The following is a 26,687-nucleotide window of genomic DNA, read 5'->3' as shown; positions in this document are numbered from 1 at the left end:
GGAGAAGATGATGACTATAACAGTAGACGAATATATTAATAGTTTTTACCAACAGATACAAATAAATTTAATTAAGTTAAGAAAAATAATTAAAGAAACGGCGCCTGAAGCTCAAGAAAAAATATCATGGGGTGTACCAACATATTTTCAAGACGGTTTTCTAGTCCAGTTTGCAGCATATAAAAAACATATCGGCTTCTATACATCACCGCAAACAATAGAAGCTTTTAAAACAGAATTAGCTAATTATAAGACAAATAATAAAAATACAGTGCAATTTATGTTTGAACAAGAATTACCAGTAGAATTAATAAAAAAGATGGTTTTATTTAAAATAGAGGAGAACACTAAATGAGGCTAGGAACAACATATATTAGTGTCAATGATTTTGCTAAGTCACTGGCTTTTTATCAGCTTTTATTGGAGCAAGAACCATTATATTGTAATGATGATCGGTGGGCTACATTTGATTGTGGGAATTCATTATCATTATATAATCGACAATTTGATATTGATTTTCTTGTAAATAACGATTATCGTGGCCATTATAATCATTCATATTTGACAACTTTGAAAAATGAAAATAGTGATAAAATAAATACATCAGTTATATTCAATTTTGAAGTAGAGGATTTAATAAGTGAATATGAACGAATTAAAAAATTAAAGATAGGGGCTGTATCTGAACTGTTATTTGTCAATATCCATATGCCATACTGGTATTTTACAATCAAAGATCCAGATGGTAATGAAATTGAAATTACTGGCAATTATAATGGAAGCGACAAGCTAACAGATGAGTAAATTTTTATCTTTTCATATTCAGTAAATAAAAAATAATTATATTAAAATATGATAGGATAAAACAGTTGGAGGTTTTAATAATGAAACGTAAATTTTTCTTTTTTGATATTGATGGTACTTTGGCAGTTGGGACACCAGGAAATCAATATGTACCAGAATCGACTAAAATAGCTATTTCAAAATTAAAAGAGGCTGGTCATTTTGTTGCTATTGCTACTGGAAGGAGTTATGCGATGGCAGTAGAACATATGAAAGAACTAGGGTTTGAAAATATGGTAAGTGACGGTGGAAATGGAATTACAATACATAATAAATTAGTAGAAATTAAACCCTTAGATTACGATAAATGTATCAATTTAATTAATGAATGTAAGGAAAAAGGATATATTTGGGCAATTTCACCTGATAATGCGACAAGACGATTGGCACCAGATAATCGCTTTTATGATTTTACACATGATATCTATATGGATACCATAGTTCAAGAAGGTTTGGATCCAAAAGACTTTGATAAAATTTATAAAGTATATGTGGCTTGTTATGCTCCAGAGGAAGAAAAGCTGGAAACTTTAAAGGAACTGCCTTGGTGTCGTTTTCATCAAGAATACTTGTTTGTAGAACCTGGCGATAAGTCAGTTGGAATCAAAATGATGGTTGATCATTTTGATGGGGATTATAGTGATGTAGTTGTTTTTGGTGATGAAAAAAATGATTTGAGTATGTTTACTGATGAATGGACTAGTATCGCAATGGGAAATGCAATTGATGCTTTGAAAGCTAAAGCTGCATATATTACAGATGATTGTGACAAAGACGGTATTTATAATGCCTGTAAACATTTTGGCTGGATCGACTAATATGTCCGTTAATCGACTATTTGAAACTATTTATTATCTGATCGAACATAAGCAGACTACTGCTAAAGAATTGGCTGAACACTTTGAAGTTTCAACCCGGACAATATATCGTGATTTAGATCGCTTGATCGTAGCTGGATTTCCAATTTATGCCAATCAAGGAGCTAAGGGTGGAATTTATATAGATAGTGAATTTGTTTTGGATAAAATGACATTCAGTGATGATGAACAGAATCAAATTTTAATGGCACTTCAATGTATAGAGAGGCTTCAAGATAGAGATGAAGCAGGCTTAATTGATAAGATGGCAGCGTTATTTAATAAAAATAAACTAGATTGGATTGAAGTTGATTTTACTACTTGGCATCATAACAATAGTCAAAATGAAAAGTTTGAAACAATAAAAAAAGCTATTTTTGAACAAAAGGAAATTAAATTTAAATATATTAATTCTTATGGTGAGAAATCACAGCGATGTGTTTTTCCAAATAAACTGTTTTTTAAAGCAAATACTTGGTATTTACAAGGATATTGTCTTCAAAAAAATAGCTATCGTGTTTTTCGGCTAACAAGAATTATAGAATTACTAACGACATCAAATTATTTTCAACTTGAAGAAATTGCTTTACCACCAAAAATAAATAAAATTCCTAATTTGAATACCTCGAGGATTAAAGTGATTTTAAAATTTGATAAAAGTATAGGGAGTGTTGTTTTTGATGAATTCGGTGATGGTGTAATCTGTGAGGATACTGCTGGAAATTATATAGTAAGTAGTGTTGTCCCTGATGATTACTGGTTGATTAGTTTTATTCTCTCATTTGGATCTAAAGTTGAGGTAATAGAACCTCAAGACCTTAAAGATAAGGTAATTATAGAAATTAATAAAATTAAGGCTGTTTATAAACAAACTTGACAGAGGATGTCAAGTTTGTTTTGTTATAATGATTCTATAGAAAGGATGAGTTAAATGGAAATAATCACAGTCGATCAAAATAATTTGGAGAAGGAGCATATTTGTTGTGCAATTTCTAGTAATAATGATATCCAAGTTAAAGCTAAAAAAGCTTGGCTTGAGGAACAGTTTAAATGCGGATTGATTTTTAAAAAGATGGATGTAAGGGGAAAGTGTTTTATTGAATATTTACCACTTGAAGAAGCTTGGGTACCTATCGTAGGTGATGATCTTATGCATATTAATTGTCTTTGGGTATCTGGAAAATATCAAGGACAGGGATTAGCTAAAAAATTGTTGGAAGCTTGTATTGAAGATTGTCGTAAACAGAAGAAACATGGAATAACTGTTATTTCTGCAAAAAGGAAAATGCCGTTTGTAATGGATTATAAATTTTTAATTAAGCATGGTTTTATTTCAATAATGAGTCTAGATAAATATGAATTAATGTATTTAAGTTTAGATTCTCAAGCAGTTCAACCAAGTTTTACGATTAAAGAAATGACTTGTGAGGAAGGTGGATTAGTTTTATATTATAGTCATCAGTGTCCTTTTACAGCTAAATATGCCCCGATGATTGAAGCGTATTGTCAAGAAAAAGGTTTAATAATTAAATTAAAACTATTAAATAGTAGTGAGGAAGCAAAAAATGCGGGAATTCTTTTTACCACATATAGTTTGTTTTATAATCATAAATTTATTACAAGAGAAATTTTATCGGTTAAAAAATTTGAGAAAATATTGGAGGAATTAATATGACTAAATTAGATTATAAGAAAGAATATAAAGATTTATATTTACCAAAAAGGTCCCCAATGTTGATTAATGTAGATAAAATCACGTATGTAACAGTTGATGGTAAAGGTAATCCTAATACATCAGCTGAATATAAAGAGGCTCTAGAATTATTATATGGTATTTCTTTTACAATTAAAATGTCCAAAATGACGGATAATAAAATAGATGGCTATTTTGAATATGTAGTTCCCCCTTTGGAAGGCTTATGGTGGCTGGATAAAAAACCAACTGAAAAAGTAATCGGTGATAAAAGTAAATTTTATTGGAAATCAATGATTAGATTACCTGAATTTGTTACACTTGAAGTTTTTGAACATGCTAAAGAATTATTAAAAGTAAAAAAACCATACTTAAATCTTGATAAAGTAAATTACGAAATTATTGAAGAAGGGAAATGTGTTCAAATTATGCATCTAGGCAGTTATGATGAAGAAAATACGAGTATTGAAAAAATATATCAATTTATCGAAACTCAAGGATTACAAATTGATCTCAATGAAGTCCGCCGACATCATGAAATTTATTTAAGTGATCCAAGAAAATGTAAACCTGAAAATTTAAAAACAGTAATACGTTATCCTGTTAAATAAAAATACGTTATCATAATAGAGGGTTTGTAGTATAATTATGATAAATAGAAAGGCGGGATATAAATGCAACGAACATTAGAAGAAATTACTCAGTATATTGATCATACATTATTAAAGCCATATGCGTCAAAAGAAGCGATGCAAGCTTTTTGTAATGAGGCAAAAGAATTAAAGGTAAAGATGGTCGCAATAAATTCTTACTATACTAAATTTTGTAAAGAATTATTAAAAGACACCACAATCCATGTTGGCGCAGCTATTTCTTTTCCTTTAGGTCAAACAACAATAGCAGTCAAAGCTTTTGAAACTATTGAGGCAATCAAAGATGGTGCTGACGAGATTGATTATGTTTTAAATCTTGCTAAAGTTAAAGACGGTGATTTTACTTATATCAAGGAAGAGATGGAAACAATTGTTAAGATTTGCCGTGAGGCAGGAATCATTAGTAAAGTAATTTTTGAAAATTGTTATTTAACAAAAGATGAAATCAGGAAATGTGCACAAACTGCTAAAGAAGTTAAACCGGATTTTATCAAGACTTCTACTGGCTTTGGAACAAGTGGAGCTTTGATCGAAGATGTGAAAATAATGTTAGAAACTGTAGATGGTGTTTGTAAAGTCAAAGCAGCAGGCGGGATTAGGGATTATAAAACTTTTAATGAATTTATAAATTTGGGAGTTGAACGAATTGGGACAAGTTCGACTAAAACAATTATTAAAGAATTTAAGGAAAATGATGAGTAATCTAGGTCACTAGATTACTTTTTTTGCATATAATAACCTAGGTGATAATATGGAAGAGTATCAAAAAACGGTAATGCGTGTTTCAACAGTTACATTATTAGGAAATTTAATTTTAGCATTTTTTAAAATCTTAATTGGGTTTATATCTTTTTCTAATGCAATTATTTCCGATGGTATCCATACTGCGTCAGATGTTTTAAGTACAGTTGTAGTTATGGTTGGCGTAAAATTATCCAGTAAAGAAAGTGATTTAGAACATCCATATGGTCATGAACGGTTTGAATGTGTGGCAGCAATTATTCTTGCAGTTATGTTGTTTTTAACGGCGTTGTTGATAGGATATAGCGGTATTATAGAAATTATTAACCCAAGTAATGTTAAATTAAAATATGGATCGTTAGCTATTGTTATAGCTGTAATATCGATTGTGGCTAAGGAAGCGATGTATTGGTATACGATTATTGAAGCAAAACGTATCAATTCAAATGCAATGAAAGCAGATGCCTGGCATCATCGAAGTGATGCTTTTTCTTCAATTGGCAGTTTAGTCGGCGTTATTGGTTTTTATTTAGGATATTATATTTTAGATGCAATTGCTAGTATTCTCATTTGTGGTTTTATTCTAAAGGTAGCAATCGAGATTTTTAATGATGCGATTGATCAAATGATTGATCATGCCTGTAGTAGAGAATTTCAAGAGGATTTGATTTCTTTAATTACGGAGCAAAGTGAAATAATTAATATTGATGATTTGAAAACAAGATTATTTGGTAATAAAGTATATGTAGATTTAGAAGTACAGGTTGATGGAAATGATAATTTACGTCATGCTCATGCTATTGCTCATCAAGTGCATGATTTGATTGAAAATAATTTTCCAACAGTCAAACATTGTAATGTTCATGTTAATCCTAGTGACAGTTGACAAAGAGTTTACATCTTCTAAGGCAAGTGCTAAACTATAGTAGTTGTAAATAATAGGGGGTAAAACATGAAAATTGCAGTATATAATTATCGAGAATTTGATGAGGGACAATATTTTGAAAAGTTTTCACAACATTATTGTGTTGAAATAATTAAAATATATGATTCACCAAATAAAGAAAATGCAGTTTTAGCAAAAGGTTGTAACGGGGTAAGTGTTATTACTACAGCAATCACTAAGGAAATTATTGAGATTTGGCATGAACAAGGTGTAAAACATATTTCAACAAGAACTATTGGTTATGATCATATTGACTTGAAAGCAGCTAAGGCGAATAAGATGATCGTAAGTAATGTAACCTATTCGACTGCCAGCGTTGCAAATTATACAGTAATGATAATGTTAATGGCTTTAAGAAAAATGAAGATGATCATGCGTCGAGCAATTGGATTTGATTATTCATTAAACGGGAGTATTGGATTAGAACTTGAAAATATGGTTGTTGGGGTGATAGGAACAGGTGCTATAGGTCAAAAAGTGATTAAAAATCTAAGTGGTTTTGGCTGTCAGATACTTGCTTATGACCCATTTGAAAAAGAAGAAGTAAGAAAATATGCAGATTATGTGGCAATGGAAGAAATTATTACTAAGAGCGATATCATAACATTTCATGTTCCGGCTTTAGAAGATACGTATCATCTTGTTTGTCAAGAAACTATTGAAAAAATGAAGGATGGTGTCATTATAATTAATACCGCTCGTGGAAGTATTATCGATACCAGTGATTTGATTAGTGCGTTAGAGAGCGGTAAAATCGCTGCCTGTGCTTTAGATGTAATCGAAAATGAATTAGGATTATATTATAATGATTATAAATACAAAGTGATTGGAAACCATGAATTATCTATATTACGAGATATGCCCAATGTTTTATTAACTCCACATATGGCCTTTTATACAGAACAAGCAGTCAGTGATATGGTTGAACATTCGATTGAAAGTATTGTAGCTGATCGTGATGGTAAAGAAAATAAATTTAGAGTATGTTAAGATAGTTTTATAGTTATAAATTTTAGATAAATATTATTTTCAATAATGTTATAAGCTTAAAAATATTTAGCTACATACTTTTTAACAATAAGTAGTTAGAAAGTTATGAATAAGTTAGAAATGTAGTATTAATTTATTTATTGGAGACAAACTATTATGGGGTGATAATAGTGAAGAATAAGAAAAAACAAAATAAGTCAAATGAAGCAGTAAAAACAGCTGGTAATAATCAATGGACAAATAATAATACCAAATATTATCCTGATGAACGCGAGCGTCAAGATGGTCCCGGAGGCAATTAATAAAAACAAGTTGGTTAACATATGTTAATTCAACTTGTTTTTTATAGATTTACTTATAAGAAAGGAATATAATAAAAAAAGTAGAAAGCTCTACTTTTAAATGCATGGCTAGGGTACTTGGATTCGAACCAAGGAAATGTCAGATTCAGAGTCTGATGCCTTACCGCTTGGCTATACCCTAATTAGTGGACATTTATAATTTTAAAACTTTATTGGAAAAAATACAAGGGGATGGAATGAAATTTATGAAAATTAGAACAAGATTTGCACCTAGTCCAACTGGTTATATGCACATAGGTAACTTACGAACAGCTTTGTATGGTTATTTGATTGCTAAAAAAGACGATGGTGATTTTATTTTGAGGATTGAAGATACAGATCAAGCCCGGGAAGTAGCTGGGGCAATAGATGTAATTTATCAAACATTATCAGATACTGGACTTGAATATGATGAAGGACCTGATAAAGATGGCGGATATGGACCATATATTCAATCACAAAGATTAGAAATTTACCAAAAGTACGCTCATGAGCTTGTTAAGCTGAATGGAGCTCACTACTGTTTTTGTAATCAAGAAAATGTTAAGGGTAATAAAGAGGATCAAATATTTAAAGATCCATGTCATCAATTATCTGATGAAGAAATAGAGAAACTATTGTCAGAAAATAAACCGTATGTTATCAGACAAACAATTAAGCAGGGGCAAACAACTTTTAATGATGAAGTATACGGAGAAATAACTGTCGATAATGATACTTTAGATGAGGGGGTGTTACTAAAGAGTGATGGTTATCCAACATACAATTTTGCTAATATCATCGATGATCATTTGATGAGTATAACCCATGTAGTACGAGGAAATGAATATTTAGCTAGTACGCCGAAATATAATATAATTTATCAAACTTTTAATTGGGAAATTCCAACGTACATTCATGTTCCGCCAGTGATGAAAGATGAACAGCATAAGCTATCAAAGCGCAATGGAGATGCTTCATATCAAGATTTAATTAAGCAAGGATACCTAAATGAAGCAGTCATTAATTATATTGCTTTATTAGGGTGGGCTCCAGAAGGTGAGGAAGAGATTTTTTCTTTATCCGAACTGATTAAAAATTTTGATATTAAAAGAATATCAAAGGCACCAGCAATTTTTGATCTCGATAAATTAAAGTGGATGAATGGACTTTATTTACGAAATTTAACGTTAGAAAATTTTCATCAACTAGCAATGCCGTATTATCAAAAAATAATTACACGCGATGTTGATTTATTAGAACTGAGCCAAGTACTACAATTGAGGATTTCCTATTTAAATGAAATACCGGAGATGATTGATTTTATTAATGAACCATGTAATGCTGATGAAACATTATTTAAAAATAAAAAGATGAAAACAAATCCTGAAAACTCATTAGAAGCTCTTATTTGGGTTAGAGATGCTTTAAGTACTTTTGATAATTTTAATGATGATCTAGCGTTACATGATTTATTTATTAATTTAGCTCAAGAAAAAGAAGTGAAGAATGGACGGATTATGTATCCTGTCAGAGTTGCTTTGACTTTTAAGTCATTTACTCCGGGCGGAGCTGTTGAAATTGCACATATTTTAGGGAAAAATGAATCACTTAAAAGAATCGATCTGGCCATTAAGTTATTAAGTATGAAATAATTTGATACTTAAATTGAAATAGTATTTTGAATATACATAAAAGCCTTTTTTACAGGAATTTTGTTTCTATTAAAAAGGCTTTTAAAAGTGGCATATATTACTGTTTTATTAGCTCTGATTGCTTTAAAGTTGGTACTTATTATTATAATGAATATAAGTTTTATAATTATTGATGTTGATATTTCTGGGTCCATGTCTAAAATATACTCAACTGTATAGATAATTTTGCCATAGATTCACTACACTATCTAAAACATCTAATAATTATATTGATAAAAATTGTTTTGAATAATGATTGTCTTTTTTTTATAAATAGTGCTATAATATTTACATGGTCTGTTGGTGAAGCGGTCAACACACTAGGTTCTCATCCTAGCATTCACGGGTTCGAACCCCGTACAGGCTACCAAATAAAAATAACACCCACGTAAGGGGTGTTTTTTTGTTTGGTTTTGAATTGACGAGTTTATTGAGGAAATTCATCTTCATCAATAAACTCATAACCCGAGTGACGGTCATCAACAGCTTTAGCAATTTGAATTTTATAATCAAGATTTTTTTGATAATCAAATGAAAAAATTCCTGCATAAAGAGTATCCAGTAAGTATTTAATCGATGTTGTTGTTGCAAAATCTCCAATCTTTGTATGTAACATTTCACGTGATGAAATTCGTAATGTTACATCAGCAATTTTAGAAAGGCGATTATTTGCAATACAGGTAATCGCGATGATTGGAGTTTCTTTCTTTTTCAATACCTTAGCAACCTCAATAATAAATTCTGTTTCTCCAGAATATGAAATTAAAATAGCACAATGGGTTTCATCACTCATTGCCGCTTGAACCTTGGGATTGCCAGGCAGACGACAGATATTTACATTACGATGAATATAAAATAATTTACTTCTAAATCCTTCTGCTAATAAAAGGTTATTAGAAACTCCATAGAGATCTAATTCTTTAGCATTTCGAAGATAACGTAAGGCCGTTTGTAAGTCATCATGATTCAGCATGGACATCGTGTCTTGAATCGCATCAATTTGAAGTTGACCGATATTATTAGAAATTGTCATAATATCATCACTAACAACAAAAGGAATACTAGCATCGACCTTTTGTTCTTTAAATAAATATTCGAGTTCTGCAATAAAATCTTCTTTAAAGGCGTTCCAGCCGGAATAACCTAATTTTTTGGCAATACGTACTAAAAGTGGGGCAGAAGTGAATGTTGCTTTAGCAATACTGTTGGCTGACATATTCTTTATTTTTAAACCTTGTTCAAGAATGTAGTCAATAATAATAGCTTCACTTGATGAAAAGTGAGTATGTTCAAGTTTGTGAATTATTAACATATTTTTTACCTCGCTTTATTTCATTATACGTGTCGAAGACAAAAGAGTAAACCAAAAAGAATTAAAATGATAACGTTTTCATTTCAAATGTGGTAGAATATAAGTATGCAGCTAATGATGAGGAAATTTCTGAGTCAAAGGGTGAACAATTATTTTTGTTTTGTTCAACCATTAGTACGCCCTAATGGTTTTTAGTTTAAGGAGGTAAAATGGAAAGTAGAATTGCAATTTTAGGAATTTTTGTTTATGAATTAGACAGTGCTAATAAGATTAATGACTTGTTGCATAAATATAGTCGCTATATTATTGGGCGAATGGGAATTCCCTATAAAGATAAGCAAGTATCAGTTATGTCTGTTATCGTTGATGGACCAAATGATGTAATAGGGGCTTTATCGGGAAAAATCGGAATGCTCAAAGGTGTCAGTGTAAAGGCACTATATTCAAAAGGATAGAATGAGTAATATTGATTTAATTAACAAGCTTCATCAAGAAGGCGCATTGGATTTTGATGAGTTTAAAAGATTATTAAAAACATTTGATCAAAACGATTTTGATTACGCTAAGAAGATTGCTGCGAAAATCACTGAACAAATATTTAAAAATAAGATCTATATTCGGGGATTAATTGAAATCAGCAGTTATTGTAAAAATGATTGTTATTATTGTGGATTACGTCGCAGTAATAAATTAGCATTACGCTATCGGCTAAATTTAGAAGAAATATTATTATGCTGCAAAGAAGGTTATCGCTTAGGCTTTCGAACATTTGTTTTACAAGGTGGAGAAGACGAATATTACCAAGATGAACGAATGGTAGAAATTATTGAGAAAATAAAAGAATTATATCCTGATTGTGCAATTACGCTATCGTTAGGAGAAAAAAGTAAAGAAACTTATCAAAAGTATTTTAATGCAGGTGCTGATCGTTATTTGCTTCGTCATGAAACTTATAATAGAGAGCATTACTATCAGCTTCATCCTCATGAGATGTCATTTGATAATCGAATTGACTGTCTTTTGAATTTAAAAGCAATTGGGTTTCAAACAGGATGTGGATTTATGGTAGGAAGTTATCATCAGGATATTGATTGTCTGGTTAATGATTTATTGTTTATTAAAGAGCTAAAGCCGGAAATGGTAGGGATTGGACCATATTTAGTGCATCAAAATACGCCTTTTAAAAACCAACCAAATGGTGATTTAAAACTTACTCTTTTTTTATTAAGTTTGATTAGAATTATGACAAAGGATGTTCTATTGCCTGCAACAACTGCTTTAGCAACTTTAGATTCTAATGGGCGCTTAGAGGGAATTAACCATGGTTGTAATGTTGTGATGCCTAATTTATCACCTCAGGAGGTAAGAAAAAAATACTCGTTATATGATGGAAAAGCAGCGAGTGGACAAGAAGCGAGTGAAGGATTAAAAGAATTAATTGATACGCTAAAGACGGCGGGATATGAAGTTGTATATGAGCGTGGAGATTATTGTAAATTTGATTACGAGGGTTAGACCTAAGTAAAAGAAAGTGAGAAAAAGGAAAATGTATAATGTAAAATCTAATAAGGCTGAAGAATTTATTGATGATCAAGAAATACTGGAAACAATTGCATATGCTAAAGAAAATAAAGATAATCGAGAATTAATCTTTTCTTTAATTGAGCGTGCTAAAGACTGTAAAGGATTAACGCACCGTGAAGCAATGCTGTTATTGGAGTGTGAAATTCCTGAAGCAATTGATGAAATGGAAAAAGTTGCTAAAATGATTAAGCAAAAATTATATGGTAATAGAATTGTAATGTTTGCACCTTTATACTTATCAAATTATTGCGTTAATGGTTGTGTCTATTGTCCTTATCATTTAAAAAATAAGCATATTGCAAGAAAAAAATTAACTCAAGAAGAAATAAAAAAAGAAGTCATCGCACTTCAAAATATGGGGCATAAGCGTTTAGCATTAGAAACAGGAGAGGATCCAATCAATAATCCAATTGAATATGTATTGGAAAGCATTAAAACTATATATGGGATCAAACATATAAATGGAGCAATTAGGCGGGTTAATGTTAATATTGCTGCAACAACAGTTGAAAACTATAAAAAGCTAAAAGAGGCTGGGATAGGAACTTATATTCTTTTCCAAGAAACATATAATAAGAAAAATTATGAAGCACTGCATCCAACGGGACCAAAACATGATTATGCTTATCATACTGAAGCAATGGATCGGGCTATGGATGGTGGAATTGATGATGTCGGTATTGGGGTTTTATTTGGGCTAGAAATGTATCGATATGATTTTGTGGGTTTATTGATGCATGCCGAACATTTAGAGGCCGCAAAAGGAGTTGGACCACATACGATTAGTGTTCCGAGAATTTGTCCAGCAGATGATATTGATAAATCAGACTTTAGTAATGCTATCAGCGATAAAATTTTTGAAAAGATTGTAATGATCATCAGAATGGCAGTACCATATACGGGAATGATTATTTCAACACGTGAATCTAAACGGGTTCGAGAAAGAGTGTTAGAGTTAGGTATTTCACAAATTAGTGGTGGCTCTAAGACAAGTGTTGGCGGTTATGATGAACCTGAAACTGAAGAAGATACTACTTCTGCACAATTTGATATTAGTGATAATAGAACTTTAGATGAGGTTGTTAAGTGGTTATGTGAATTAAATTATATTCCAAGTTTTTGTACTGCTTGTTATCGCGAAGGAAGAACGGGAGATCGTTTTATGCAATTATGTAAATCTGGTCAAATCTCGAATTGTTGTCATCCTAATGCTTTGATGACATTAAAGGAATATAGTCAAGATTATGCCGGTGATGATACTAAGTTAAAAGCTGATAATTTAATTATGAAGGAATTAGATAATATCACTAGTGATAAAGTTAGAAAAATTTGTCAAGAACGTCTTACGATGATTGAAGACGGGAAACGTGATTTCAGGTTCTAATAATGGCAGGGTTAAATAAAACACCAGGAGCTAATCGGCTCCATATTGGTTTTTTTGGAAAACGTAATAGTGGCAAATCGGCATTGATCAACGCCTTTGTTAATCAAGAAGTTTCAATTGTCTCAAGTGAACCGGGAACAACTACTGATCCTGTCTATAAGGCGATGGAAATTGATGGTTTGGGACCATGCTTGTTAGTTGATACTGCAGGTTTTGATGATATTGGGACTCTAGGGCAATTGCGAAACGATAAGACAAAAAAAGCTAGTGAAAAGATTGATATTGCAATCATTCTTTTTAATGATAGAAAGATTTGTCAAGAATTAGACTGGTATCATTATTTTAAAGAGAAGCATATTCCTACGATATTAGTAATAAGTAAAGCTGATTTACAAAGGAATGATAATCTTCTAAAGAAAATTACTGAAGCAACTAGTGAAACACCATTACTGATTAGTTCGTTAACGAAGCAAGGAATAAAAGAGTTACAGGAAAAATTGCTTGAAAAGGTACCGGCTGATTTTGAAAAAGAAAGCATTACAGGTGAATTAGCAAAAAAAGGTGATCTTATACTATTAGTAATGCCACAAGATATTCAAGCTCCCAAAGGCAGATTAATTTTACCCCAAGTTCAGGTAATGCGTGAATTGCTTGATAAAGGTTGTCAAATTATGGCTGTAACAACGGAACAACTAAAATCAGCTTTACAAAAATTAAATCAAGCCCCTGATCTTGTTATTACAGATTCACAAGTATTTAAATATGTTTATGAAAATATTTCTTCAGAAAGCAAATTGACATCATTTTCTGTTTTAATGGCAGGTTATAAGGGAGATTTAAATTATTATGCTAAAAGTGTTGAAATCTTAGAACGGCTGAATGGTGATTCGACAGTTTTAATTGCAGAATGTTGTAGTCATGCACCATTAAGTGAAGATATTGGACGGGTTAAAATTCCTCGAATGTTAAAGAAAAAATTTCCTGGAATTGGTGTTGAAATTGTTAGTGGAACAGATTTTCCAGATGATTTAACCAAGTACGATTTAATTATTACTTGTGGTGGCTGTATGTTTAATCGCCGGTATATTATGACAAGAGTTAATCAGGCAAAAGGGCAAATGATTCCGATGACAAATTATGGCATTTTTATTGCATATGTAAATGGGATCTTGGATAAAGTTATATATTAAAAGGACTATTCAAATGATATAGAAGTAAAATAAAGGTAGATATTGGAACTAATATCTACCTTTTCATTACATTTGCATCATGGAGTATCTTTTTAATTACTCAAATGTTTCAGCGACTTCTTTTAAATATTTAATAATTGGCAGATGCTGCGGACAAATATGTTCGCATTGTTGACATCCAATACAAGTAGATGCCTTGCCATTAGTTTTTGTGTGAACTCCATAATAATAATCACTATTCCAGTCATTAAATATTTTTTTATCATTATAACAGCCAAATAAGTCAGGAATTGAAATTTTCATCGGGCAGCCGTCTGTACAATAACGACAAGCGGTACAAGGAATTCCTCCTAAGGAATCTAATATTTTTCGAACTTTTGCTACCGCCTCGTATTCCTCATCGTTAAAAGGAATGAAATTTTTCATAACCTTCAAATTATCTTTCATTTGCTCTAAATTACTAACACCTGATAAAACTTTATATACACCTTCAAAAGACGCTGCAAAGCGTAGAGCATAACTAGCGTTGCTGGCATTTTTATTTAGATCAGTTAAAATTCTATTTGCTGCTTCGGGAAGATTCGCAAGACCACCGCCTTTAATTGGTTCCATTACTAAAATAGGTTTATTAAATTTGCGACATACTTCATAAACCTTCTTACTTTCAACACTAGGATTATTAAAATCAGCATAATTAAATTGAATTTGGACAATTTCTATTTCGGGATGTTCACTTAAGATCATCTCTAAAATATTTGCAGTATCATGAAATGAAATTCCAATGTGTTTGACTTTTCCTGTTGCTTTTAATTCTTGAGCAGCTTGATAAGCTTGACATTTTTGAAAATGCTTATAATTTTCACGGTCTTGTGCATGCATTAAATAATAATCAAAATATGAAACACCTGTTTTTTGTAATTGCTCATTTTTGATTAAACTCGTCATAATCGACTTCATCATTTTTCATTGGTAGTCGCATACAACCAAAACCAAATTTATTTTCCATAATTAACCTTCTTTCTATTATAGTTGTATTAATAAATTTATCATACATCTTAGAGTTAACTAGAAGTCAATATTTGAATAAATAAAAATAGTTTTAACAAAGAATAATTTTTGATTCTATTTAAAATAGCTAATATTTTTAGAATCAAAGCGATCAATCAGTGGCTTTGTTTCATTACTGTAACCAACAGCTACAACACCAACGGGATATTCATTATCAGCTAGATTGTAATAGTTTTTAAAACCTTCAACTCTTTCCGAAACTGGAGCGATTCCACACCAGCAGCAACCAAGCCCTTGATTGACTGCTTCAATTAAAAGGTTTTCAATTGCTGCACTACAATTGATTAGACCATATTCAGGTGAAATAGCTTTATTTAAATCAGCTATTACGAGAATAGCACAAGGAGCTTCTTTCATCATTGTTGTATATGGTGATAATTTCGTCATATCATTTAGTGCTTGAGAATTTGTAATAACTTTAAATTTCCATTCTTGTGTATTACGGGCTGTCGGCGCGTTCATTGCTGCTTTTAAAAGTTCTAAGATTTTTTCAGGTTCAACTGGTTTGTTCAAATACTTTCTAATGCTTTGACGTTGTTCAATTTCTTTTAACATTTTTATTACCTCGTTTCTAGTATGATTATAACGCAGAATTTATAAATACTTAAGATAATATTACTGTAAATTATTTATATATTTATGCTATAGTAGGACTAGAGGTGAAGTGAATGTTGGAGGCACAGCATATAAAAATAAAAGTAGTAGGAGAATATCGCTGTATTGTAATCAGTGATATTCACTCTCACTTAGATCGATTTAAAGCACTGCTAAAAAAGGTTGATTATCGATACGATGATTACTTGATTATTTTAGGTGACTTTATTGAAAAAGGTACGCAAGCTTTAGAAACTGTTAGATTTTTACAAGAACTTCAGGCAAAAAGTGAGCGCGTATATGTGATTCTTGGTAATTGTGAATATGCGTTAGAAGAAATGGTAGATAATCCTAAATATGCTAACCAAATAGTTCACTATTTAAATCGTATTGGTAAAGGCGGAATGATTCGACAAGCTCTAGAAAAATTGAATATAGACATAAAAAAAGAAAATCCTGAAGTAATGCAGGTAAAAATAAAACAGTTTTTGCGGCCATATTTTCAATATTTTAAAACTTTACCAACAATACTAGAATTCAATAATTTTATTTTTGTTCATGCAGGAATTGAAAATCGAAAAGACTGGCAAAATTCATCTACTTCATCGCTTATTGAAATGCGAACGTTTTATCAAACTGGTCACTGTTTAGATAAATATGTTGTGGTTGGACATTTACCGACATCAAATCAATATGCTAATGCAATCAATAATGATATTATCATTGATAAGCAAAAGCGTATTATTAGTATTGATGGGGGAACTGGGGTAAAATCTATTAGTCAATTAAATGCATTGATAATTACTGGTGATGGCGATAGATTTAAGTTATCAAAAGAATATATACAGCCGTTACCGTTATATCAGGCAGTAGTTGATGTTAATGTAGAAAAACAAGTTGTCAATAAAGTGGCATGGCCTAATTTTGAAGTCGAGGTGCTTAAGCAGGGAAAATTATTTTCAACCTGCAAACAAATTAAAACAGGTAAGATTTTTAAGATCAAGAATGAATTTTTGTATTTAAATAATCAAAAATATTATTGTTTGGATGACTATGTTGATTATTTGATTCCTTTGGAAAAAGGTGAGGTAATTAAATTAGTGGGAATATACGGTCCTTATGCTTATGTGATCAAAGATAACGAAATAGGATGGGTTAAATATCGTTATTTAAAAAAAGTAAATTAGATATCTGAGGATAATTGGGTATCTTTTTTTATACAGCGGGAATAATTTTCATTATTATAATAAAAAAATGTAAATGTGTAGGCTAAATATAAGATTTTTGTTATAATAGAAACGTTGCGAAGCAAATGAACTGTTTTTATTTATAAACAATTAGTTTTGCAACCCGACGGGACTAAAACGAACACGGTGTTGTTCAAGATTAGGAGGGTTTTATGTCAAATTCGAAGAAAATCGTTTGGTATAACTTAGCCTTTATGGCCTTTTCGACTGTTTGGGGATTCGGAAATGTGGTTAATGGTTTTGTATACTTTAACGGAGTCCAAGTAATTTTTAGTTGGATCATGATGTTTGCACTATACTTCGTACCATATGCATTAATGGTAGGAGAGTTAGGCTCAGCATTTAAAAATGCTGGTGGTGGTGTGAGTTCATGGATTCAAGAAACTTTAGGACCAAAATTAGCTTACTATGCTGGATGGACTTATTGGGTTGTTCATATGCCTTATATTGCTTCTAAAGCATCAGGTGGGCTAAAAGCTTTAAGTTGGGTATTGTTCCAAAATTCATCTTTTTATGATTCTTTGGATATTCGCCTAGTCCAAATTATTACCCTGGTAGTATTTTTAGTATTTGCCTGGGTAGCATCACGGGGGTTAAATCCATTAAAATCATTGGCGACTATTGCTGGATCGTCGATGTTTGTAATGTCAATTTTATTTATTATCTTAATGATGGCAGCACCGGCTTTAAATCCTAATGGAGGATATCAAACTATTGATTGGAGTTTTAAAAATTTAATTCCATCGTTTAGGTTAGAATATTTTACTTCATTATCGATATTAGTATTTGCCGTAGGTGGATGTGAAAAAATTTCACCATATGTAAATAAAGTAGAAAATCCTTCAAAAGGATTTCCTAAGGGGATGATTGCATTGGCAATCATGGTAATTATTTGTGCCATTTTGGGTACAATTTCAATGGGAATGATGTTTAATGTTGCTGAAATTAATGCTAATTTTGATTCATATGTAGCTAATGGAGCATATTGGTCATTCCAAAAATTAGGAGAGTATTATGGTATTGGTAATACCTTCTTAATTGTTTATGCAGTATGTAATATGGTCGGGCAATTATCAACTTTGGTAATTTCTATCGATGCGCCACTTAGAATGTTATTAGACAATGAAAATGCGCGTCAATTTATTCCTGCAAAATTATTAAAGAAAAATGACAAAGGCGCATATACCAATGGAATTTTGTTGGTAGTAGCAATTGTTACACCATTAATTTTAATTCCGGCGTTAGGAATAGGAAGTGTTACGGCATTTTTAAAATTCTTGACCCAACTAAATTCAGTTTGTATGCCACTGCGTTATTTATGGGTGTTTATTGCATATATTGCATTGCGTAAAGCAATTGATAAATTTCCAGCAGAATATCGCTTTACTAAAAGTCAATTTTTTGCGAAATTTTTTGGATGGTGGTGTTTTATTGTCACTGCAGCTTGTTGTGCTTTAGGAATGTTTAAAGGAAGTGCATTTGAAATCGCAATGAATATTATTACCCCAATTATTTTAGTTGGATTAGGAGCAATTATGCCTGCTCTAGCTAAACGTGGTAAGACAAGTCAATAGTATCTTAGACATATCCTTTAACACATGTTAAAGGATATGTTACAATAAAGCCGTAATTATGGAGGTCATGAAAATGGATAAACAAATATCACAGGAATTAGTAACTTTTATTAAGCAAAGCCCAACTGCTTTTCATGCTGTAGCTAATATGCAGAACATTTTAATTGAACATGGGTATGAAGAATTATTAGAAGGACAAACGTGGCAAATTAAGAAGGGTGGTCATTACTTTGTCACTAGAAATAATTCCAGCATTATTGCTTTTAATCTTGGTGAGAATTTAGATAATTATAGTTTTAATGTTGCTGCATCACATAGTGATTCACCAACTTTTAAAGTCAAAGAGAATGCTGAAATTGAAATAAAAGGTAAGTATACGCAATTAAATACAGAGGGTTATGGTGGGATGTTATGTGCTACCTGGTTTGATCGCCCATTATCTATTGCAGGTAGGGTTTTAGTTCAAGAAGGTGATAACTATGTTACCAAACTAGTAAATATTGATCGAGATCTAGTAATGATTCCGAATGTTGCAATTCACATGAATCGTACTGTCAATGATGGTTATGCTTATAATAAACAAGTTGATATGTTACCGTTATTTGGTGGATCTGAAACTAAACCAGGAGATTTAAAGAAACTGATTGCTGATGAATTAGGTGTTGATGTTGAAACTATTTATGGAACAGATCTATATTTATATAATCGCATGGAACCATCAATTTGGGGAGCTAATGAAGAATTTATTTCATGTCCACAACTAGATGATTTACAATGTGCATATACTTCATTACAAGGTTTTCTCAAGGGAGCAAATAAGCAATCAATCAATGTATTTGCCTGCTTTGATAACGAAGAAGTAGGTTCAGGTACTAAACAGGGTGCAGGATCAACATTTTTATATGATGCTATGCGTAGAATCAACAATGCTTTAGGAAAAGGTGAAGAAGAATATTATCGGGCATTGGCTTCAAGCTTTATGTTAAGTGCTGATAATGCTCATGCTGTACACCCAAATCATCCTGCGAAAACAGATGTTAATAATTGTGTTTATATGAATGAGGGTATTGTTGTAAAATCTCATGCTGGTCAAAAATATACTAGTGATGCAGTTAGTATAGCTGTTTTTAAGGGATTATGTAAAAAGGCTGGAGTTCCAGTACAATTTTTCTCTAATCGCAGTGATACTGCTGGTGGTAGCACGTTAGGTAATATTGCAATGGCACAAGTTTCAATGAACAGTGTTGATATAGGATTACCTCAATTAGCAATGCATTCATCTTATGAAACAGCTGGTGTCAAAGATACTGCTTATATGATTAAAGTGATGGAAGAATTCTTTAATAGTCATATTGAAGAAATGAGTGGACATATTTTAAAGGTTACTAAATAATGAAAAAAGAAAAAACTAGTAAAAAGCGATTAAAAGAGATAAAAAAAGAAGTACTTGAAAAGTATATTATTGCTGGTTTATGGCAAACGATGTGTGGCTATATTGTTTTACTTTTTATCAAAGAATTATTAACTGATAATTATTTAGTCAGTTTTTCTGTTGATGTTTTGATTGCGATTATTGCTTTCTATGTTACATTACATAATCTAGTTAATCAATACAAACTAATTAAGGAAAATCGGTTGTCATTAAAGCCTTTCTCTTTTCAAATTTTTGGAATTATTGTTGGTTTGTTCATTGTAATACTTACTTTAAAGAGTCCTTTTGATATTTCTTTTGCGATTCTTGTAATTGCTTTTTTAACAAGTAAAAAAATGTTTGAAAAAGAACTAATGAAATAACTGTACGTTTGTATGGCTATTTTGATAACTACTTTTTATAATGTTATCAGATTAATAAAAAAGTCACGATATTGATTTGTCGTGACTTTTTTTAGAATAATTAATTTAATGAGATAATTTTTCTTCTTTTAATTTATTAGCAACATCCATTTGATGTTCTTTTTCTTCTTGAAGTTTGACTGCCATTTCATCAGTAGTTAGTTTATGTGTTTTTGGTTCTTCTTTAGCTTTACCAAAAACTTTTTCAAAAGCTTCTTCTGCTTCTAAATCAATTTTTTGTTTTAAATCATTTAATTCATGTAATTTAGCTTCATGATGAGCAATTTCTTCATTAACGATAGCTTTAATTTGATCTTTAGTAAGTGGTGTAACATTTTCTTTAATAAGATCTTTACCTTCGTTAAAATAAGTTTTTAAAGATTCAATAGCTTGTTCATTGATTTTTTTAGTATTCATAATAATTTCCCTCTTTCTTTTGTTTTCATTTGTAATATATGCTTCTGTGCAAAATAATTCTATATATAATAATCATTTATAAATGCTGTTAACAAAATTTCTACTTTCAATTTAGATTATTTGTTAATGGCATTAACAAATGTTATTTCCTTAATTTAGCTGTTTTTAATTTATTTGCAGTTTCAATTTGATGAGTTTTTTCTTCTTGTAGTTTAACTGCCATCTCATCAACAGTTAATTTATTTGGAGATTTTTTGCTGGTAATCCTTTTACCTAAAACCTTTTCTAACGATTCTTCTGCCTCAATAGCAATATTTTTTCTCAGCACTTCAAGTGATTCAACTTTTTTTTCTTGAGCTTGGATTTCTTCGTTGACAATTTTAGTTATATCTTCTTTATCCAAAGGCTTTCGCTCAAAATCATTCAATACTTTATCGGGATTATCTTTAAAGTAAGTGTTTAATGAATTGAGTGCTTGTTTTTCAATTTCTCTCTTATTCATTTTAATTACCTTCTTTCCTTAACTACACTCGTATCATAATCGTTACTGATAATTTTGGAAAGTAAAAAATAGTTGATTTAAATACTATTAACAAAATTAGAAGTTTTTTTATCATAGTTCTGTTAATGTTGTTAACAAAATATCGGGAATAAAGTTATTATTCGAAAGATTAATTTTATATCTAATAATATTTTTTGAATAAGTCGAAAAAAGCTTAAATTACTGTATAAATTAGTTATATTGTTGCTTTATCGGCATATAGTCTTAAAGAGGTGATATCAGAAGATGAGCTCAAGGATTGCTTACAACAGTAAGGAAGTAGAATTACTAGCACGGTTGATCAAGGCTGAAGCATTAGGCGAAGGTCAAGAAGGAATGCTGTTAGTTGGGAATGTTGTCGTTAATAGAGTTGCTGCAGTTTGTGATGTATTTAAAAATGTTGTTACTATTACGGAAGCAATTTATCAGAAAAATGCTTTTGCTGGAGTTGGAACAGATTTATTTAATGGACCTGTTAATACCAAAGAAAAAGAACTAGCGCTTAAAACAATTAAAGGTTATCGGAATGCTCCAGCAACATATGCGTTATGGTTCAAAAACCCTGGGGATAATGTTACTTGCCCAAAAACATTTTATGGAGAATTTTCGGGTCGATTTAAGAATCATTGTTTTTATAATCCCGGACCAAATTTAGTATGTGAAATCTAAAGGAGATGCATTTATGAATTATTTTGAAGATTTAAATCCTTATTTTGTTAGACAGGATCCAGATGCTGAAGTGAATCCTGACGGTACACTGATACCGCCTAAAAACCCTAATCCGGCAGCTGTACCACAAATATATATGGGAAATATCATTCGTTTGAATATCGGTAAGCTTGGGACTTTTTATTTCACTTATAGTGATAGTGAGAAATGGCGAGATGAAGTTTTTGTTGGTATAGTTGAGGATGCAGGTCGAGACTATTTTATTATTAAAGATGTAAATAGTGAAGATCGGTTTTTATTACCGTTAGTATATTTTTTATGGGCTCGATTTAAGGGCGCAATCTCGTTTACGGTACCGCCACAATAACTAATAATAAAGGATAGCCACTTTAATGATAAATTTTTGAGGTTATCCTTTGTTGTTATAATAAAGCTTCTAAAAAAATGTACAAGTAGATATACAATCCTTATTCTTAATACTATAATAAGGTTGGAGGGATAATTATATGGCAACCGGAGACGTAATCGATTTTTTGGAAAGGGAAGGATATGACTTAGATTTTATTAAGACAGCAAATCGTTATCTTTCTTATGATTCTGAACATCTTATTTTGCAATGTAAAAATGATATATTAGAATTTGGTGAAAAAGAACTTGTAAAAATGTATTTAGATAATGACATTTTTTATAGTTATACTTTGAGTAGGTTCAATTCAAAGGTTGGGTTAGCCTATTTTGAATGTACCCTGAAAGATGCTTTTTCAATTTTTACGTTGCAAAATATTTAAAATTATGTGTTAAAGCTCTACTAAGATAGAGTTTTTTTGTATATAGAATATTTTTCAGTTACTTACCCTCTTGACATTAAAGTTAACTTTAGGTTTATACTAGGCAATGTAAGGGGGAAAATTAATATGGATGAATTTTATCAAGATTTATTAGAACCGGTTGTTTATCGCTGGGTTAAGACGCATGAACATATCAAAGTCTGTGAAAATCAATGCACTCTATGTATTGATGGAAGTAACAGTACCGGAATAATCAGTTTTCATAATGAGGGAATCGTTGAATTGAGTGTAAAGAATAAAGATAGTGATGAAATATTGTTTTATTTACATTTTCAAATGCATGATTTTAAATCTACAATGGATCAATTTAATACATTTTTTAATTATCTTTGTTTACCCACAATTAAGCTTGGTGAGAGCATTTTCAATAATGTAAATACTAATAAAATTTTACTTAGTTGTAGTGGCGGTCTGACAACTTCATATTTTGCTTATTCAATGCAGGAAATTTTTAAACGTCAAGGCTTGGATATAGTTGTTGATGCGGTAGGATATATGGAAATTGATAAAGTTATTGATGATTATGATATGGTTTTATTAGCACCACAAGTTGCTTATTTACTGCCACAGTTGAAAAATAAATATGGAAATAAGATTTTTATTATTGATTCGCTAGATTTTGCAACGAATGATTTTAATGCCATTATAAAAAAAGCAGTTAATTAATGAAGCATTAGATAAGTTCAATTACTTTTTTTAAAAAGAAATCTGCAGCTTTGGAAAAAATTTGATATTTTTTCCAAACAAGATCTAGTCCAACTTCAAGCTTTGGCTCTAATGGTTTAAAACATAATGTACTATTGTATGTATTAATTAATTTATCAAGTGTTAAGGCATATCCAGAACCTTCATCAACTAATAATGAAGCATTGTAGATTAGATTATAAGTAGCGACAATATTTAATTTGTCAAAATCATCTTTTAGCCACCCTGAAAGTTCATTTCGAACAAGGTCTTGGTTAGAACAAATCAGTGGCAGGTCTTTTAAATCCTGGGGGTTGATATATTCTTTGGATGCTAGAAAAGCGTCTTTTTTCATCAATACACCCCAGCAATCGGTATAAGGGAGCTTAATAAAATCATATTTTGAAAAATTAGTCGGCTCAATTAAAATTCCAAAATCTAATAGACCTTTATCAAGTTTTTCAGTCACATCTTGGGCATTTCCACTATAGAGATGAAATTTGATTTCTGGATGAATTTTTTGCGTTTCTTTAATCGCTTTCGTTATTAATCGCATTCCTTCTGTTTCACCACCACCAATATAAATATCACCACTAATAGTTTCATTATCAGAAGTCATTTCTGCTTCAGTTTTATTAACTAAGTCAATAATTTCTTCGGCTCTTTTTCTAAAGAGAATTCCATCATCTGTCAAGGTAATCCGACGATTACCTCTAATTAGTAACTGCTTACCAAGTTCATTTTCAAGATCTTTTAATTGTCTTGACAGGGTTGGTTGGGTCATATGTAAATAATCAGCTGCAGCAGAAATACTTTCTTCACGAGCTACAGTAATAAAATATTTTAGAACTCTAAGTTCCATACAAATCAACTCCTTTAAAATATTTTAACATGCATCAATATGCCTTTCAAGCATAGGAAACTATTTAATATAAGTATTTGCTATCCGAAAAGCTATATTTTAGAATATAGCTGAAGGAGATGATAAAGTGATGTGTTCAAATGATACACCTGAAGCGGTATATCAAAACTTATTAGATGCAGGTTGTGATAGTAAATTAGTAGATAGATTTATGCTATTATTTGCACATAAAAACTATCAAGGACAATTACAAATTTTGTCAGAACAAAGAAAGGAATTATTAGATGAACTTCATCTAGTTCAAAAAGAATTAGACTGTTTGGATTATTTAATTTATAAAATAAAAAAGCTTTATTTAAATGACTAATTGATTATTTATATGACAAAGGGGAGATTTTGATGGGTTACACTATTCGAGAAGTATCTGAAATTTTAAAAATACCAGTTTCGACGATTCGCTATTATGAAAATTTGGGGTTATTACCAGTAATTCAAAGAATTGAAGGAAAACGTGTGTTTACAAATGAAAATATTACTGATTTAAAGCGAATAAAAAAACTAAAAGATATGGGGATGACATTAAAAGATATTAAGAATTTCAATCAATTATATTCAAAGGGAAAACTGTCATTTGAACAAAAAATTATGATACTTGATCAACAACATACTGTAATTATTGAACAAATTGAAGAACTTCAGCATACGCTAGAGATCATTGAAACGGAACGTTTAAAATATAGCAATATTATCAATAAAAATCATACTGCAATTATTTGCAGTTAATAAATAAGATGAAAAAGAAATATATTTTTTACTTCTAGTATTAATATTGATAGGCTATCTGGTTAAACAAAATATAGATAAACAAGGAAAAGAAGAATCAAAAGAAATGATAAAAATAAAGATTGAGATTAATGGACAAATGTTTTTAGCTACATTAGATGATACTCCAACATCCCAGGCTTTATTGGAAAAATTGCCGATGGTACTTACAATGAAAGAGTTAAATGGTAATGAAAAATTCTATAATTTAGAATACTCTTTGCCAGTAACTAGTCAATCAGTTAATCAAATTAATAAAGGAGACTTGATGCTATTTCATGACAATTGCTTAGTATTATTCTATCAAGACTTCTTATCTAAGTATCAGTATACGCGAATTGGTCAAATAGATGATGCAGGTAATATAAATCAAATTGTGGGTGCAGGAGATCTGGTAGTTAGCTTTATGAAATATAGAAATGGAGAAGAAAATGGAAATAATTAAACAAAAATATTTAAGCGGTGAAAGAGCACTTTTTAAAAGTAATAATCTAAAAATTGAAGATTCTATTTTTGCTGATGGTGAATCACCGTTAAAGGAAAGTAAGAATATAGAAATCAATGAGACTATTTTTAAATGGAAATATCCATTATGGTATTGTAATGATGTTAAAGTCACTAATTCAACATTGTTGGAAACGGCACGCTCAGGAATTTGGTACACTAAAAATATTAATATTATAGATAGTATTATTGAGGCACCAAAAACATTTCGTCGAGCACAAAATATTTATTTAGAAAATGTAGATTTGCCAATAGCGCAAGAAACGCTTTGGAATTGCACGGATATTGTTTTAAAGGCAGCGAGGGTACATGGTGACTATTTTGGGTTTAATAGTATAAATATTAAGATTGATGATTTGAATTTAACAGGAAATTATAGTTTTGATGGTGGAAGAAATATTGAAGTGCATAATTCAAAGCTGATTTCAAAAGATGCCTTTTGGAATTGTGAAAATGTTACAGTTTATGATTCAACGATCATTGGTGAATATTTAGGATGGAATTCTAAAAATATAACGTTTATAAATTGTACGATTGAGAGTTTACAAGGACTTTGTTATATTGAAAATTTAAAACTGATTAACTGCAAACTTATTAATACAACACTTGCATTTGAATATTCTACAGTTGAAGTTGAGGTAAATTCGCATATTGATAGTGTTGTGAATCCAATCTCAGGTGTAATTAAAGCACATAGTATCGGTGAATTAATTCTAGACAAGACCAAAATAAATCCTAGTGAAACAAAAATTGTGATAACAAATCCTCCAATAAAAAGCCAAACAAATATCGAATGTATATGTTGTTAGAGGAGGAG

General features: G+C 30.7%; 33 protein-coding genes and 2 tRNA genes. 28 read left to right on the top strand and 7 right to left on the bottom strand.

The window, feature by feature from the left end:
• Positions 1-10 precede the first annotated feature (10 nt).
• From KTF99_RS08165 to KTF99_RS17395, 10 genes are all read left to right on the top strand, one after another.
• Complete coding sequence (locus KTF99_RS08165; RefSeq protein ID WP_008791519.1) at positions 11-355, top strand: iron chaperone; 345 nt, start codon at positions 11-13, stop codon at positions 353-355.
• Positions 352-804 carry a VOC family protein gene (locus tag KTF99_RS08160; RefSeq protein ID WP_003537430.1) on the top strand — a complete coding sequence of 151 codons (453 nt, stop codon included), beginning with the start codon at positions 352-354 and terminating at the stop codon, positions 802-804. The genes KTF99_RS08165 and KTF99_RS08160 overlap by 4 nt, the downstream gene beginning before the upstream one ends.
• An 80-nt stretch (positions 805-884) precedes the next feature.
• On the top strand, positions 885-1,661 hold the full coding sequence (locus KTF99_RS08155) for an HAD-IIB family hydrolase (protein WP_003537431.1): 777 nt from the start codon (positions 885-887) through the stop codon (positions 1,659-1,661).
• Complete coding sequence (locus KTF99_RS08150; RefSeq protein WP_254210113.1) at positions 1,603-2,577, top strand: helix-turn-helix transcriptional regulator; 975 nt, start codon at positions 1,603-1,605, stop codon at positions 2,575-2,577. The genes KTF99_RS08155 and KTF99_RS08150 overlap by 59 nt, the downstream gene beginning before the upstream one ends.
• Before the next feature lie 54 nt (positions 2,578-2,631).
• Positions 2,632-3,375, top strand: coding sequence for a GNAT family N-acetyltransferase (locus tag KTF99_RS08145; RefSeq protein WP_008791520.1), 744 nt, complete (start codon positions 2,632-2,634; stop codon positions 3,373-3,375).
• Complete coding sequence (locus tag KTF99_RS08140) at positions 3,372-4,004, top strand: GyrI-like domain-containing protein (RefSeq protein WP_003537434.1); 633 nt, start codon at positions 3,372-3,374, stop codon at positions 4,002-4,004. The genes KTF99_RS08145 and KTF99_RS08140 overlap by 4 nt, the downstream gene beginning before the upstream one ends.
• A 63-nt stretch (positions 4,005-4,067) precedes the next feature.
• Positions 4,068-4,748 carry a deoxyribose-phosphate aldolase gene (deoC, locus tag KTF99_RS08135; protein WP_029480269.1) on the top strand — a complete coding sequence of 227 codons (681 nt, stop codon included), beginning with the start codon at positions 4,068-4,070 and terminating at the stop codon, positions 4,746-4,748.
• Between the two features lie 49 nt (positions 4,749-4,797).
• Positions 4,798-5,673 carry a cation diffusion facilitator family transporter gene (locus KTF99_RS08130; RefSeq protein ID WP_003537436.1) on the top strand — a complete coding sequence of 292 codons (876 nt, stop codon included), beginning with the start codon at positions 4,798-4,800 and terminating at the stop codon, positions 5,671-5,673.
• 66 nt (positions 5,674-5,739) lie between these two features.
• Complete coding sequence (locus tag KTF99_RS08125; protein WP_009300180.1) at positions 5,740-6,723, top strand: D-isomer specific 2-hydroxyacid dehydrogenase family protein; 984 nt, start codon at positions 5,740-5,742, stop codon at positions 6,721-6,723.
• A gap of 170 nt (positions 6,724-6,893) precedes the next feature.
• Positions 6,894-7,025: a hypothetical protein gene (locus tag KTF99_RS17395; RefSeq protein WP_003537439.1), complete on the top strand. Its 132-nt coding sequence runs from the start codon at positions 6,894-6,896 to the stop codon at positions 7,023-7,025.
• A 105-nt stretch (positions 7,026-7,130) separates the two neighbouring features.
• Here the strand turns inward: KTF99_RS17395 and KTF99_RS08120 are convergent.
• Positions 7,131-7,206, bottom strand: a tRNA-Gln gene (locus KTF99_RS08120).
• A gap of 55 nt (positions 7,207-7,261) precedes the next feature.
• On the opposite strand from KTF99_RS08120, the gene gltX reads away from it, so the two are divergent.
• Both gltX and KTF99_RS08110 read left to right on the top strand, forming a co-directional pair.
• On the top strand, positions 7,262-8,698 hold the full coding sequence (gene gltX, locus KTF99_RS08115) for a glutamate--tRNA ligase (RefSeq protein ID WP_008791524.1): 1,437 nt from the start codon (positions 7,262-7,264) through the stop codon (positions 8,696-8,698).
• A gap of 333 nt (positions 8,699-9,031) precedes the next feature.
• A tRNA-Glu gene (locus tag KTF99_RS08110) sits at positions 9,032-9,107 on the top strand.
• Positions 9,108-9,164: 57 nt separating this feature from the next.
• On the opposite strand, the gene KTF99_RS08105 is transcribed toward KTF99_RS08110, so the two are convergent.
• A complete protein-coding gene (locus KTF99_RS08105; RefSeq protein WP_003537446.1) occupies positions 9,165-10,049 on the bottom strand; it encodes a MurR/RpiR family transcriptional regulator in 885 nt (294 codons plus the stop codon).
• Between the two features lie 209 nt (positions 10,050-10,258).
• Here KTF99_RS08105 and KTF99_RS08100 point away from each other — a divergent pair, with 209 nt between their 5' ends.
• Genes KTF99_RS08100 through hydF form a run of 4 tightly spaced genes read left to right on the top strand, consistent with a single transcriptional unit; the run spans position 10,259 to position 14,207 of the window.
• Positions 10,259-10,504: a TM1266 family iron-only hydrogenase system putative regulator gene (locus KTF99_RS08100; RefSeq protein WP_003537447.1), complete on the top strand. Its 246-nt coding sequence runs from the start codon at positions 10,259-10,261 to the stop codon at positions 10,502-10,504.
• A 1-nt stretch (position 10,505) separates the two neighbouring features.
• Positions 10,506-11,564 carry a [FeFe] hydrogenase H-cluster radical SAM maturase HydE gene (hydE, locus tag KTF99_RS08095; RefSeq protein ID WP_003537448.1) on the top strand — a complete coding sequence of 353 codons (1,059 nt, stop codon included), beginning with the start codon at positions 10,506-10,508 and terminating at the stop codon, positions 11,562-11,564.
• A gap of 31 nt (positions 11,565-11,595) precedes the next feature.
• Positions 11,596-13,017 (top strand): [FeFe] hydrogenase H-cluster radical SAM maturase HydG, encoded by a 1,422-nt coding sequence (gene hydG, locus KTF99_RS08090; RefSeq protein ID WP_003537452.1) that lies wholly within the window; start codon positions 11,596-11,598, stop codon positions 13,015-13,017.
• 2 nt (positions 13,018-13,019) lie between these two features.
• Positions 13,020-14,207, top strand: a complete 1,188-nt coding sequence (gene hydF / locus KTF99_RS08085) for a [FeFe] hydrogenase H-cluster maturation GTPase HydF (protein ID WP_003537453.1) — start codon at positions 13,020-13,022, stop codon at positions 14,205-14,207.
• Between the two features lie 96 nt (positions 14,208-14,303).
• On the opposite strand, the gene KTF99_RS08080 is transcribed toward hydF, so the two are convergent.
• Positions 14,304-15,167, bottom strand: coding sequence for an aldo/keto reductase (locus KTF99_RS08080; RefSeq protein WP_254210112.1), 864 nt, complete (start codon positions 15,165-15,167; stop codon positions 14,304-14,306).
• Between the two features lie 162 nt (positions 15,168-15,329).
• Positions 15,330-15,830, bottom strand: a complete 501-nt coding sequence (locus tag KTF99_RS08075) for a nitroreductase family protein (RefSeq protein ID WP_009300184.1) — start codon at positions 15,828-15,830, stop codon at positions 15,330-15,332.
• 113 nt (positions 15,831-15,943) lie between these two features.
• On the opposite strand from KTF99_RS08075, the gene KTF99_RS08070 reads away from it, so the two are divergent.
• The 4 genes from KTF99_RS08070 (at position 15,944) to KTF99_RS08055 (ending at position 20,484) form a co-directional block, all read left to right on the top strand.
• Positions 15,944-17,056, top strand: a complete 1,113-nt coding sequence (locus tag KTF99_RS08070; protein ID WP_003537457.1) for a metallophosphoesterase — start codon at positions 15,944-15,946, stop codon at positions 17,054-17,056.
• 212 nt (positions 17,057-17,268) lie between these two features.
• A complete protein-coding gene (locus tag KTF99_RS08065; protein ID WP_003537458.1) occupies positions 17,269-18,690 on the top strand; it encodes an amino acid permease in 1,422 nt (473 codons plus the stop codon).
• Positions 18,691-18,763: 73 nt separating this feature from the next.
• Positions 18,764-20,083, top strand: a complete 1,320-nt coding sequence (locus KTF99_RS08060; RefSeq protein WP_008791529.1) for a M18 family aminopeptidase — start codon at positions 18,764-18,766, stop codon at positions 20,081-20,083.
• Positions 20,083-20,484 carry a hypothetical protein gene (locus KTF99_RS08055; protein ID WP_003537461.1) on the top strand — a complete coding sequence of 134 codons (402 nt, stop codon included), beginning with the start codon at positions 20,083-20,085 and terminating at the stop codon, positions 20,482-20,484. The genes KTF99_RS08060 and KTF99_RS08055 overlap by 1 nt, the downstream gene beginning before the upstream one ends.
• Positions 20,485-20,589: 105 nt before the next feature.
• Here KTF99_RS08055 and KTF99_RS08050 read toward each other — a convergent pair whose 3' ends face one another.
• Positions 20,590-20,940 carry a hypothetical protein gene (locus KTF99_RS08050; RefSeq protein ID WP_003537463.1) on the bottom strand — a complete coding sequence of 117 codons (351 nt, stop codon included), beginning with the start codon at positions 20,938-20,940 and terminating at the stop codon, positions 20,590-20,592.
• A 142-nt stretch (positions 20,941-21,082) separates the two neighbouring features.
• Positions 21,083-21,442 carry a hypothetical protein gene (locus tag KTF99_RS08045; RefSeq protein WP_003537465.1) on the bottom strand — a complete coding sequence of 120 codons (360 nt, stop codon included), beginning with the start codon at positions 21,440-21,442 and terminating at the stop codon, positions 21,083-21,085.
• 285 nt (positions 21,443-21,727) lie between these two features.
• Between KTF99_RS08045 and KTF99_RS08040 the strand changes: the two genes are divergently transcribed.
• The 4 genes from KTF99_RS08040 to KTF99_RS08025 all read left to right on the top strand — a co-directional run bounded on the left by KTF99_RS08040 (position 21,728) and on the right by KTF99_RS08025 (position 23,664).
• Positions 21,728-22,150 carry a cell wall hydrolase gene (locus KTF99_RS08040; RefSeq protein WP_003537467.1) on the top strand — a complete coding sequence of 141 codons (423 nt, stop codon included), beginning with the start codon at positions 21,728-21,730 and terminating at the stop codon, positions 22,148-22,150.
• A gap of 13 nt (positions 22,151-22,163) precedes the next feature.
• Positions 22,164-22,517, top strand: coding sequence for a spore coat protein GerQ (locus KTF99_RS08035; RefSeq protein ID WP_008791530.1), 354 nt, complete (start codon positions 22,164-22,166; stop codon positions 22,515-22,517).
• A gap of 139 nt (positions 22,518-22,656) precedes the next feature.
• Positions 22,657-22,938, top strand: coding sequence for a hypothetical protein (locus KTF99_RS08030; protein ID WP_003537472.1), 282 nt, complete (start codon positions 22,657-22,659; stop codon positions 22,936-22,938).
• Positions 22,939-23,064: 126 nt separating this feature from the next.
• Positions 23,065-23,664, top strand: coding sequence for a PTS sugar transporter subunit IIB (locus tag KTF99_RS08025; RefSeq protein ID WP_003537474.1), 600 nt, complete (start codon positions 23,065-23,067; stop codon positions 23,662-23,664).
• A 7-nt stretch (positions 23,665-23,671) separates the two neighbouring features.
• Here the strand turns inward: KTF99_RS08025 and KTF99_RS08020 are convergent, their stop codons facing one another.
• Complete coding sequence (locus tag KTF99_RS08020; protein WP_003537476.1) at positions 23,672-24,544, bottom strand: LysR family transcriptional regulator; 873 nt, start codon at positions 24,542-24,544, stop codon at positions 23,672-23,674.
• A gap of 130 nt (positions 24,545-24,674) precedes the next feature.
• Here KTF99_RS08020 and KTF99_RS08015 point away from each other — a divergent pair, with 130 nt between their 5' ends.
• The 4 genes from KTF99_RS08015 to KTF99_RS08000 are packed head-to-tail and all read left to right on the top strand — an operon-like array spanning position 24,675 to position 26,679.
• Positions 24,675-24,911, top strand: a complete 237-nt coding sequence (locus tag KTF99_RS08015; protein ID WP_003537477.1) for a hypothetical protein — start codon at positions 24,675-24,677, stop codon at positions 24,909-24,911.
• Positions 24,912-24,943: 32 nt separating this feature from the next.
• Positions 24,944-25,327, top strand: coding sequence for a MerR family transcriptional regulator (locus KTF99_RS08010; protein WP_003537478.1), 384 nt, complete (start codon positions 24,944-24,946; stop codon positions 25,325-25,327).
• 46 nt (positions 25,328-25,373) lie between these two features.
• On the top strand, positions 25,374-25,811 hold the full coding sequence (locus KTF99_RS08005; RefSeq protein WP_003537479.1) for a cyclophilin-like fold protein: 438 nt from the start codon (positions 25,374-25,376) through the stop codon (positions 25,809-25,811).
• Entirely contained in the window at positions 25,798-26,679 is an 882-nt protein-coding gene (locus KTF99_RS08000; RefSeq protein ID WP_029480212.1) for a DUF3737 family protein, read from the top strand. The genes KTF99_RS08005 and KTF99_RS08000 overlap by 14 nt, the downstream gene beginning before the upstream one ends.
• The last annotated feature ends 8 nt before the right edge of the window (positions 26,680-26,687 follow it).

This window comes from Erysipelatoclostridium sp. MSK.7.34, from assembly GCF_019041935.1.
GTDB classification, from domain to species: Bacteria; Bacillota_I; Bacilli_A; order Erysipelotrichales; family Coprobacillaceae; genus Thomasclavelia; species Thomasclavelia ramosa.
Note: the sequence above shows the minus strand (reverse complement) of the source record. Positions and strands in the feature narration are given on the sequence as shown.